This is a genomic window from Nonomuraea cypriaca, from assembly GCF_015645445.1.
GTDB lineage: Bacteria > Actinomycetota > Actinomycetes > Streptosporangiales > Streptosporangiaceae > Nonomuraea > Nonomuraea cypriaca.
Window position 1 is genome coordinate 1 of the sequence record NZ_JADOGI010000319.1, and the last position, 9,835, is coordinate 9,835.

At 68.2% G+C, this 9,835-nt stretch carries 11 protein-coding genes and 1 tRNA gene; 7 read left to right on the forward strand and 5 right to left on the reverse strand.

Annotated elements, in window-relative coordinates; all coding sequences use genetic code 11:
- Positions 1-136: 136 nt before the first annotated feature.
- From ITP53_RS50580 to ITP53_RS50590, 3 genes are all read right to left on the reverse strand, one after another.
- Positions 137-454, reverse strand: a complete 318-nt coding sequence (locus tag ITP53_RS50580; RefSeq protein ID WP_195902643.1) for an FmdB family zinc ribbon protein — start codon at positions 452-454, stop codon at positions 137-139.
- 69 nt (positions 455-523) lie between these two features.
- A complete protein-coding gene (locus tag ITP53_RS50585) occupies positions 524-2,029 on the reverse strand; it encodes a potassium/proton antiporter (RefSeq protein ID WP_195902644.1) in 1,506 nt (501 codons plus the stop codon).
- Positions 2,030-2,052: 23 nt separating this feature from the next.
- Positions 2,053-2,613: a 5-formyltetrahydrofolate cyclo-ligase gene (locus ITP53_RS50590; protein WP_207757581.1), complete on the reverse strand. Its 561-nt coding sequence runs from the start codon at positions 2,611-2,613 to the stop codon at positions 2,053-2,055.
- 33 nt (positions 2,614-2,646) lie between these two features.
- On the opposite strand from ITP53_RS50590, the gene galU reads away from it, so the two are divergent.
- The 7 genes from galU (at position 2,647) to ITP53_RS50625 (ending at position 7,243) form a co-directional block, all read left to right on the forward strand.
- Positions 2,647-3,549 carry a UTP--glucose-1-phosphate uridylyltransferase GalU gene (gene galU / locus ITP53_RS50595; protein WP_195902646.1) on the forward strand — a complete coding sequence of 301 codons (903 nt, stop codon included), beginning with the start codon at positions 2,647-2,649 and terminating at the stop codon, positions 3,547-3,549.
- Positions 3,536-4,723: a molybdotransferase-like divisome protein Glp gene (gene glp, locus ITP53_RS50600; protein ID WP_195902647.1), complete on the forward strand. Its 1,188-nt coding sequence runs from the start codon at positions 3,536-3,538 to the stop codon at positions 4,721-4,723. Before galU ends, glp begins: the two co-directional genes overlap by 14 nt.
- Positions 4,724-4,745: 22 nt before the next feature.
- A complete protein-coding gene (gene moaC, locus ITP53_RS50605) occupies positions 4,746-5,222 on the forward strand; it encodes a cyclic pyranopterin monophosphate synthase MoaC (RefSeq protein ID WP_195902648.1) in 477 nt (158 codons plus the stop codon).
- On the forward strand, positions 5,219-5,698 hold the full coding sequence (locus ITP53_RS50610; protein WP_195902649.1) for a MogA/MoaB family molybdenum cofactor biosynthesis protein: 480 nt from the start codon (positions 5,219-5,221) through the stop codon (positions 5,696-5,698). Before moaC ends, ITP53_RS50610 begins: the two co-directional genes overlap by 4 nt.
- 59 nt (positions 5,699-5,757) lie before the next feature.
- On the forward strand, positions 5,758-6,411 hold the full coding sequence (locus ITP53_RS50615) for a GNAT family N-acetyltransferase (RefSeq protein ID WP_195902653.1): 654 nt from the start codon (positions 5,758-5,760) through the stop codon (positions 6,409-6,411).
- Between the two features lie 124 nt (positions 6,412-6,535).
- Positions 6,536-7,120 carry a divisome protein SepX/GlpR gene (sepX, locus tag ITP53_RS50620; protein WP_195902650.1) on the forward strand — a complete coding sequence of 195 codons (585 nt, stop codon included), beginning with the start codon at positions 6,536-6,538 and terminating at the stop codon, positions 7,118-7,120.
- Positions 7,121-7,169: 49 nt separating this feature from the next.
- Positions 7,170-7,243 (forward strand) — tRNA-Ala (locus ITP53_RS50625).
- A 391-nt stretch (positions 7,244-7,634) separates the two neighbouring features.
- Here the strand turns inward: ITP53_RS50625 and ITP53_RS50630 are convergent.
- Both ITP53_RS50630 and ITP53_RS50635 read right to left on the reverse strand, forming a co-directional pair.
- A complete protein-coding gene (locus ITP53_RS50630; protein ID WP_195902651.1) occupies positions 7,635-9,383 on the reverse strand; it encodes an FtsK/SpoIIIE domain-containing protein in 1,749 nt (582 codons plus the stop codon).
- Positions 9,376-9,654 carry an SCO3933 family regulatory protein gene (locus ITP53_RS50635; protein ID WP_328818462.1) on the reverse strand — a complete coding sequence of 93 codons (279 nt, stop codon included), beginning with the start codon at positions 9,652-9,654 and terminating at the stop codon, positions 9,376-9,378. The genes ITP53_RS50630 and ITP53_RS50635 overlap by 8 nt, the downstream gene beginning before the upstream one ends.
- Between the last annotated feature and the right edge of the window lie 181 nt (positions 9,655-9,835).

The window sequence follows — 9,835 nt, forward strand, 5'->3', positions numbered from 1 at the left end:
AGAGGGGTGGAGTGGGGTTCTGTGGATAAGTCCGCAGCGCGACTCGGTGGTTGTGGATAACTCCGGCCGGCTGGGCAAGGCTCGCCGGGTCGCGGCTCCTGCTGGGGGCGAACGTCGACCGCCCCCATGAAGCTCGTCAGTTGGACGCGGCGGCCGGCGCGGGAGCCGACGACGTGGAGGAGCTCGAATCCGCGGACTTGGACTTGGTCTCGGTGGACTTGCTCTCCCCGGACTCCCCAGACTTCGAGGCGGCGGGGGCCGTGGAAGAGGCCGACGACGAGCGGTTGTCGGTGCGGTAGAAACCGGAACCCTTGAACACGATGCCGACGGCGGAGAACACCTTCCGCAGGTTGCCCTGGCAGGCCGGGCAGATCGTCAACGCATCATCCGTGAACTTCTGAACGACCTCGCGCTGCTCACCACAATCGTGGCAGGCGTACTGGTATGTCGGCACGCGGCTCCTCCTTCAGAGTCTGGCACTCGAACGATGCGACTGCTAATGGTAACCGATAGGTCCAAACTCCTATTCCAGTCCCCGCTCTCCGTACCATCCGGCCAACTTTCCGCTGCGGCTCACGGCGCGCAGGCGGCGTTCGACCTCGTCACGGCAGGCGGCGGTGGCGACGACGAGGAGCTGGTCGTCCGCCCTGATCCGGGTGGTGGTGGCGGGTACGAACGATTTGCCGTCGCGGACGATCAAGGTCACCGCGGCACCGGCCGGGAGGCGCAGCTCGAAGATCTCCACGCCGTGCAGGCGCGAGCCGACCGGGACCCTGACCTGCAGCAGGTCCGCCTGGAGCTCCTCCAGCGGCGCCGACTCCACCGCGAGGTCGTGGGCCTCGGCCGGCGCGGCCACCCTGAGCAGCCGGGCGGCGAACGGCAGCGTCGGGCTCTGGAGCAGGGTGAACACGATGACGACCACGAAGACCTCGTTGAAGATCTCCTTGGACCCTTCGACCCCGCTCGCCCAGGGGATGGTCGCGAGCACGATCGGGACCGCGCCGCGCAGCCCCGCCCACGAAAGGAACGCCTGGTCACGCCAGCTCACCCAGCCGAGCCGCATCGCCCAAGCCACCACCGAACTCGCCACCACGGCCACCGGGCGCACCAGGAGGACCATGACGGTGCCGATGATCAGGCCGGGGACGATCGCCGACGGCATCTCCCAGGGACTGGCCAGCAGGCCCAGCATGACGAACAGCCCGATCTGCGCCAGCCACGCAGCGCCCTCCGCGAAGCCTCTGGTCGCCGCCCGGTGCGGCAGCCGCGAATTGCCCAGGATCAGCGCCGTCAGGTAGACGGCCAGGAAGCCGGAGCCGTGCAGCAGCACCGCGCCGCCGTACGAGACGAAGGTGAGCGCGAGCACGGCGATGGGGTAGAGGCCGGAGGCGGGCAGGGCGACGCGGCGCAGGGCGTACGCGCCCGCGGGGCCGATGGCGAGGCCGACCGCGCCGCCGATGACCAGCTCGATCGAGGTCTCCAGCAGGAACGTTCCCAACGTGGCGGACGCGTGCGCCGCCCCGCTGAGCAGCACCACGGCGATGACCGTGGGCGCGTCGTTGAACCCGGACTCGGCCTCCAGAACGCCCGCCAGCCGCGGCGGGAGCGGCAGTCTGCGTAGCACGGAGAAGACGGCCGCCGCGTCGGTGGAGGCCAGCACCGCGCCAAGGATCAGCGCCATGTGCGTGCTGAGCCCGAGAAGTCCCTGTACGAGCAGTGCGAGCACGACGATGCTGACCGCCACGCCCACGGTGGCCAGCACCACGGCCATGGGGACGGAACGTCGTACATGGGACCAGTTGGTGGTGAGCCCGCCCTCGGCCAGGATCACCGCCAGTGCGGTCAGCCCGATCTCCTGGGCGAGGTACGGGTTGTCAAAAGGGATCCCGAATCCGGAATCCCCCAGAAGCAGGCCGAAGCCCAGGAAGATCAGAAGGCTGGGCAGGCCGGTGCGATGCGCGAGGCGAACGGAGGCGATTGCCGCGATGACGATTCCGGCACCCAGGAGGAGCCAGATATCAAGCGTCATTCCGCCCCCTCTCGCACCCCAGTTCACATAAGACTAGTGAGTCCCTCGGGTGTCATGGCATAGCGGACTTGACGGTCGTGCGGCTCCGAGGGGACGCCGTCGATCAGTTCGCCGTCGTGCAGCAGGGCCACCGTCGGCACGTTCGGACCCACTCTGGCCAGGGCACGATCGTACGAGCCGCCGCCTCGGCCGAGGCGTACCCCCGTCTTCCTGTCCACCGCCAGGGCGGGCACGATCACGAGCGCGGCGGTGCGGACGGCCTCGACGCCGCGGCGCGTGTCGACCGGCTCCATGATCCCGTAGCGGCCCGGGGCGAGGGTGTCCGGCCCGTCGTACACCGCCCAATCCAGGTCATTGTCCGTGCGAAGGACGGGCAGGATCACCGTGGCACCATGTTTCCACAGAGCGAACACGAGCCCGTGCGTATCCGGCTCCGACCCCGTTGACCAGTAGCAAGCCACCAGACCGGCCATCTGGACCCACGGTTGTCCGAGCAGCGTTTCGCGGACCTTGATGGCGTTTGCGCGCAGTTGTTCGGGGGAGAGGGAGGCGCGCGCCGCATCAAGCTCGCGGCGCAGGTTCATCTTGTCCACAGGTCCCTCCACTAGGGTCTACTCATGGCTGACTTCGACCCTGTGACGAAAGCCGTCGTGCCCGCCGCGGGTCTGGGCACCCGGTTCCTTCCGGCGACCAAGGCGACACCCAAGGAGATGTTGCCCATTGTCGACAAGCCCGCGATCCAGTATGTCGTCGAGGAGGCCGCCTCCGCCGGGCTCTTGGACGTGCTCATGGTCACTGGCAAGAATAAGCGGTCCATCGAGGATCACTTCGACCGCGCGTTCGAGCTGGAGGAGGCCCTGGAGGCCAAGGGCGACGAGCACCGGCTGTCCCAGGTTCGTGAGCCCGCCTCGCTGGCGACGCTCCACTACGTGCGGCAGGGCGAGCCCAAGGGCCTCGGCCACGCGGTGCTCTGCGCCAAGCAGCACGTCGGCGACCATCCCTTCGCGTGCCTGCTCGGCGACGACCTGATCGACTACCGCGACCCGCTGCTCAAGCGCATGATCGAGGTGCGTGACACGTTCGGGGGGAGCGTGATCGCGCTGATGGAGGTGCCCAAGGAGCAGGTCTCGCTGTACGGCGTCGCCACCATCGAGGCCACCGCCGAGGACGACGTCGTGCGGGTGACCGACCTGGTGGAGAAGCCGCCGGCCGACGAGGCGCCGTCCAACTGGGCGATCATCGGCCGCTACGTGATCGATCCCGTCGTGTTCGAGGTGCTGGAGAACACACCGCCGGGGCGCGGGGGCGAGATCCAGCTCACCGACGCGTTGCGTACGCTCGCCGCGCGCGGCGCCGAGGAGGGCGGGCCGGTGCACGGTGTGCTATTCCGGGGTAGGCGCTATGACACGGGCGACAAGTTGGACTATTTGCGGACTGTGGTGAAGTTCGCGGCGGGCCGGGAGGATCTGGCGTCGGAGTTCGTGCCGTGGCTGCGGGAGTTCCTCGATGAAATCGGTTGACGCGCATCTGGCCGACATCCTGGCCGCTGTGCGTCCTCTGGCGCCGCTGGAGCTCGAACTCGAGCAGGTGCTGGGGGCGACGCTGGCCGAAACCCTGACCTCGCCGGTGCCGCTGCCGCCGTTCGACAACTCGGCCATGGACGGATATGCCGTACGGTCTGTTGATATTTCGGATGTTCCGGTTACGTTGCCGGTGACCGACGACGTGCCGGCCGGATCCCAGGAGTTGCGGGCCGTCGGGCCTGGGCACGCCGTGCGCATCATGACCGGGGCCCCGATGCCGGCCGGCGCCGATGCCGTGGTGCCGGTCGAATGGACGGACGGGGGGAAGGTCTCCGTACGCATCGATCGCCCGGTGCAGGCCGGCAACGCGGTCCGGCGCGCGGGCGAGGACGTCCAGGCCGGTGAGGTGGTACTCGAGGCGGGCACGGTGATCGGCCCCGCGCAACTGGGGATCATCGCCGGAGTGGGACGGCGGAGCGTCTGGGCCAGGCCGCGGCCTCGGGTCGTCGTCATCTCCACCGGCGCCGAGCTGGTCGAGCCCGGTGGCCCGCTGGCCCTCGGGCAGATCTGGGACTCCAACAGCTACACCTTGACCGCCGCCGTCCGCGAGGCGGGCGGCGAGGGCTTCCGCGCGGGTACCGTCGGGGACGATCCGGGCGTCCTGCTCGAACAACTCGACACCCAGCTCGTACGCGCCGACGCGATCATCACCAGCGGCGGCGTCTCGATGGGCGCTTACGAGCCGGTCAAGGAGGCTCTGTCGCCTTTGGGGACGGTTCGTTTCGAGAAGGTGGCCATGCAGCCGGGGATGCCGCAGGGGTTCGGCGTCCTGGGGGACGACCAGGTGCCGATCTTCGCGCTGCCCGGCAACCCGGTGTCGTCCTTTGTGTCGTTCAAGCTGTTCGTACGCCCCGCGCTCGACAAGATGCGCGGGTTCAACGGCGGCATGCCGGAGTCGGTCACCGCGCGGACCCTCGCGTCGCTGCGGTCACCCGCCGGGCGGCGTTCGTTCCTGCGCGGCGTGCTGGCGCCCGACGGCACGGTCTCGCCGGTGCGCGGGCAGGGCTCGCACCAACTCGCCGCCCTGGCCGCGGCGAACGCGCTGATCGTGGTCGCGGAGGACGTGACCGAGGTGGCCGAGGGGGCTTCCGTGCAGGTGATCCCGCTGTGAGCGGGTTGGAGGTGGTTCGGCGATGAGTGAGTTGACCCATATCGATGAGACCGGCGCGGCTCGCATGGTCGACGTCTCGGCCAAGGACGTGTCGGCTCGCACCGCCACGGCCACGGGGCGGGTCCTGCTGTCGGCCGAGGCCGTGGCCTTGCTGCGGTCGGGAGAGGTGCCGAAGGGCGACGCGCTCGGGGTGGCGCGGATCGCGGGGATCATGGGGGCGAAGCGGACGCCCGACCTGATCCCGCTCTGCCATCCGATCGCGTTGCACGGGGTGAAGGTGACGCTGGACGTCGAGGACTGGGGCGTGGGGATCACGTGCCGGGTCAAGACGGCCGACCGTACGGGCGTGGAGATGGAGGCGCTGACGGCGGTTTCCGTGGCGGCGCTGGCACTGATCGACATGGTCAAGGCGGTCGACCCGGCCGCGGTGATCACCGATGTCCGGGTGGAGGAGAAGCTGGGCGGGAAGACCGGCCGCTGGACTCGGGAACCAGCATGATTCGGGCACTCGTGATCACCGTGTCGAACCGGGCGTCGGCCGGGATTTATGAGGATAAATCCGGGCCGTTGCTGGCCGAGCTGCTACGCGTCGATGCGGGCTGCGAGGTCGAGGGGCCGGTGGTGGTGCCCGACGGCGCGCCTGTCGAGGCGGCACTGCGTGATGGCGTTTCGGGGGGGTATGACGTCATCGTCACCACCGGGGGGACCGGGTTGACGCCCATGGACCTCACGCCGGAGATGACAGCCCGGGTGATCTCCCGGGAGATTCCCGGTATAGCCGAGGCCATTCGGCTCGCGAATCGAGAGCGGGTGCCCACCTCTGTGTTGTCCCGCGGGCTCGCGGGTCAGGCAGGGGATACCTTGATCGTGAATTTGCCGGGATCTTCCGGTGGCGTACGCGATGGCGTGGCCGTACTCGCGCCGATTCTGCGGCACGCGGTCGATCAGATCCGGGGCGGCGACCACCCGCGCTGAACGTGATTCGGGCCGGATGATCGGGGACCCGTGGCGACATCATGCCCGATAGGGGGATGATGAGAGGTGTGGATCGACTTCGTGGCTGGCCGGCGACCCTCGAGGAGGGTCCGGTAGGTCTGCGGCCGCTGCGGCTGAGCGACGTACGCGTGTGGCGCGAGACGCGGCTGCGCAATGCCGACTGGCTGCGTCCCTGGGAGCCGAGCAATCCTGAGACGCCGCTGTTCAGGACAGGGCTCGGGCCCTACATCTCCATGGTCGGCACCCTCCGCCGTGAGGCGCGGCAGGGGCTGGCGCTGCCTTGGGTGGTGACGTACGGGGGGCGGTTCGCGGGGCAGTTGACCGTGGGCGCCATCGTGTGGGGATCTGCCCGTTCTGCCCAGGTCGGATACTGGATCGACGGCGCGCTGGCCGGCCGGGGGATCACGCCCACCGCCCTCGCCATGGCCGTTGACCATTGCTTCTTCACCACGGGATTGCATCGGATAGAGGCGAACATCCGTCCCGAGAATCAGGCCAGCCGTAGGGTGGTTGAGAAGCTCGGATTCCGGGAAGAAGGCATTCGGCGTCGTCAACTTCACATCGATGGAGCCTGGCGCGACCACATTTGCTACGCGTTGACCGTTGAGGATGTTCCTGGCGGGCTGCTCGTGCAATGGCGTCGCGCTCGAGAATCAGCCGCTCAGGGTGGTTCTCCCGTCGAAGAGGTTTGACGATCTCGCGACACACCGCACCGAATGCTCGTCAATCAGTGACACGCGGTCTTACGGTGCGTGACGTGAGCACATTGAAGACGCAGCGAGCACGCCCGCGTCTTCGTGCTGCCCGGAGGTGGCCGTGAGCAGCGTCCTCCTCTATCTGGCCATCGTGGTGATGTGGCTTTGCGTCCTCATTCCGATGTGGCTGCGCAAGGACAAGACCAACCTCGCGGAGCTGGCCGAGCTCGAAGAGCACTACACCGGCGAACACGCACTGCCCGACCTCGACAACCTGGACCCTTCGGACACCGACGAGGACGATGGGGCCTCGCTGGCCGAGTTCGAGAAGGTCGATGTACGGCAGTTCCGGCTGCGCCGCCGAGCCATCATCGTAGCCCGTCGGCGCCGGCTCCTGTTCTTCACCGCCCTGCTGGTGATCGCCTCCGTCGTCACGGCCGCGGTCAAGATGATCCCGTGGTGGGGTGTGGCGCCGTCCGTCGTCATCATGCTGACGTACATGGCGTTTCTGCGCATCGCCGTACAGGTGGACAGCGAACGCCGCGTTCGCGCCCGTCAGGCGCGCGCTGAGCGGCGGCGGCAGGCGCGGGAGCGGCGGCAGGCCGTGGAGGAGGCGGAGGCCGAGATCATCGATCTCGCGGCTCTGCATGCGGACGTCCTGTTCGATCAGTACGCCGAACCGCCCAGGCGGGCGGTGGGGGACTGAAACGGTGGCGCGAGGACCCTCCGGAGTTTGCTAATCTGGTCGAGTCCTTGGGGATGTAGCGCAGTCCGGTAGCGCACTTCGTTCGCATCGAAGGGGTCAGGGGTTCGAATCCCCTCATCTCCACCCAGGTCAAAGGCCGTTTCTGATGATCAGAGACGGCCTTTTTCATTGCCGTACAGCAGGTCCGTACAGCAACCGCCCCAGTCGAAGACGCCTCCGGCGGGGGACCCCGGCCCCGAGGTGATCGTTCCATGATGGCTGAGGCCTTGATCACCTCGCCCACCGCTGCCCCAGGCAGAGCCCAGCAGACCGACTCCTCCGGCGCAAGCCCGGCTCTGGCCGTCGGCATCAAATGATCGCGGAACGAAAGCCACTCAAGGTACACGCGAAGCCGGGCTTGCACCTACGTCCCCGGCCCGCTGCCGCTACGCGGTGGGATGACGGCGGACGAGGTGATCAAGGGGGAACGAGTGCGGGGCCGCCTCTTGCGAGACGGCCCCTTAAGTTCCGATCTTCAGAAGAGTTGTTCGCCGAGCCGTCTGAGCGCGTTTCGCGTGGCTTCGGATGAGACCTCGCTGTAGATGTTCATAGTCACGGCGATCTGGCTGTGGCGGAGGATCTGCATGGCGATCCTCGGGTGAACGTCCAGAGCGACCAGCAGAGAGGCACACGTCTTGCGGGTCGCGTGAACCGGGATGCTCCGTACCTTGGCATGTTCGATGGCTTTGGCGAAGCTGCGGTTGAAGTTGCGGGGCTCGATAGGCCTGCCCGTCCTAGTCGTGAACACCAAGCCGTTCTCTATCCACTCGTTTCCCGCGGCCCTGCGTGAGCGTTCCCGATCTTCCCGGCGCCCCTTCAACGCGGTGACGCAGACGTCTATCAAGGGGAGGACGGCATCGGACGCTTCAGTTTTGGTCTCGCGGTGATGGAGCTGGCCCCGGACGCGCTGGAGCTGCCAGGCGATCGTCATCTCGGCGTTGTCCAGGTCCACGTCCTGCCATCGGAGCCCGAGGAGCTCACCACGGCGCAGGCCGGTGGCCAGAACGAGGACGTAAGCCGCATACAAGGGGTCGCGACGATGGCTGGCGACGATGGCGACGCCGGGTGTCTCGGCGGCGATGGCACGGGCGGAGACGAGTGCGGCGGGGTCGAGGTCGCCGAGGGTCATGGTGGCGGTCTCGGGGTCGTTGACCCGGTGGCAGATCCGTCCTGAGCATTGAGCGCGTAGAGAGGTGACGCCGGGGCCGAGGTCGGAGCCGATGCGCTGGCCGCAGCAGAACAGGTAGATGCCGAACGCTCGCCCGAGCTGGGCGACCCGCAGCAGCGCGGTCGAGGTCTTGGCGATCTCGTCCTTCTCCGACTTGTCGGCCATCAGATACAGCTCAGCCAGTTCGTCCACCAGCACGACGACGGGCACCGGGCGGATGGCGGGTGGGAGCTGCCAGATGTTGCGGGCACCGGCCTGACGGCACAGCCCCATCCGGTCGAGCATCAGCCCGACGAGGTCCTCTAGCAGAGTCACGGACTCGGCGCGGGTGGTGGCCAGCGCGGACAGGCGCGGCGCGTACGGGGTGAACTCGACTCCGCCCTTGAGGTCGAAGCCGACCAGTGCCACCGGTTGCGGCGCGAGGCCGACGATGAGTGCGTTGGCGAGGTTGGACTTGCCGGACTGGGTGGCCCCGGCGTTGATCCAGTGCGGCACCGTCTTGAAGTCGATGACCCATGGGCCGCCGGTCTCCAGCCTGCCGACGGTGACCTTGAGCAGTTCGGTGGAGGGCGGCAGCTCCTCGACCTTTACCAGGGGATCCCGCACCGTCACTGATAGCCGGACCCGGCCCGGCTTGTCGGAGGAGACGCGCACGGCGTGCACGCCCCAGGAGTGCGCGAGCCGTTCGGCGGCGTCGGCGTAGTCGCCAGGTGTCTGGCCTTCCAGGGTGTGCAGGGTGACCCGCCAGCCGTTCCGGGTGGGCAGCGGCAGCCACATGAACGGTTTGGTGTCGACGGCGACCCGCTGGAAGCGGCGGCGGACCTTGACCAGGCCGGTGGAGGCGATTGCGCCGGGCACGGTGGTGAACCACCAGCGTTGCCGTTTCTTGGTCAGCCCGCAGCCGAGCGCCACCCGCCGCCACGACGTGCGCACGAATAGGGCGGCGAGCGGGAACCCGAGCGCGAGCCAGAACGAGGGGTAGTGCAGGCGGCGCCAGGCCCACAGCCCGGCCGCCGTAGCGGCCAGGACTGTGAGTACGAGCAGCGCGTCACGCATCGGCGGCCTCCCGTGCGGGGAGCAGGGCTGAGGCGCGGTAGGAGATGCCCCACCGGCCGGCCATCTCCCACACGTAGCCGAGCAGGCCGACCGCGTTGACGGCGTCTCCTGCTTTGATGGGCGGCTCTCCGGTGATGCCGATCTTGACGAGCTCGATCCGGCCGAGCTCGTCCTCGACGGAGACGGTGACCTCGTAGACGGTGTTGCCGTCCTTGTCGGTCTTGATCTCGCCGGTGTCGCGGTTGAGCACGCGAGGGCGCGCGGCCTTCACGCAGGTGATGGCGAGCTTGCTTGCATCCACAGGGATCGGAACGGAACGCATGGTCTCTGACCCGAAAATAGAGATCAGCGGGCAGGCGGCAGCGAACCCCGGCCATCGCGCCTGGTCAGGGTCTCTCGGGACGGTATGGGGAATGTCAGGCAGTCTCTGGTCCGACCGTCACCTTCCCGTC

Excerpts from the sequence above, each read along its gene's own strand:
- ITP53_RS50585 (WP_195902644.1), bottom strand. The coding sequence starts at position 2,029 with ATGACGCTTGATATCTGGCTCCTCCTGGGTGCCGGAATCGTCATCGCG.
- ITP53_RS50590 (WP_207757581.1), bottom strand. The coding sequence starts at position 2,613 with ATGAACCTGCGCCGCGAGCTTGATGCGGCGCGCGCCTCCCTCTCCCCC.
- galU (WP_195902646.1), top strand. The coding sequence starts at position 2,647 with ATGGCTGACTTCGACCCTGTGACGAAAGCCGTCGTGCCCGCCGCGGGT.
- glp (WP_195902647.1), top strand. The coding sequence starts at position 3,536 with ATGAAATCGGTTGACGCGCATCTGGCCGACATCCTGGCCGCTGTGCGT.
- moaC (WP_195902648.1), top strand. The coding sequence starts at position 4,746 with ATGAGTGAGTTGACCCATATCGATGAGACCGGCGCGGCTCGCATGGTC.
- ITP53_RS50610 (WP_195902649.1), top strand. The coding sequence starts at position 5,219 with ATGATTCGGGCACTCGTGATCACCGTGTCGAACCGGGCGTCGGCCGGG.
- ITP53_RS50615 (WP_195902653.1), top strand. The coding sequence starts at position 5,758 with ATGAGAGGTGTGGATCGACTTCGTGGCTGGCCGGCGACCCTCGAGGAG.
- ITP53_RS50630 (WP_195902651.1), bottom strand. The coding sequence starts at position 9,383 with ATGCGTGACGCGCTGCTCGTACTCACAGTCCTGGCCGCTACGGCGGCC.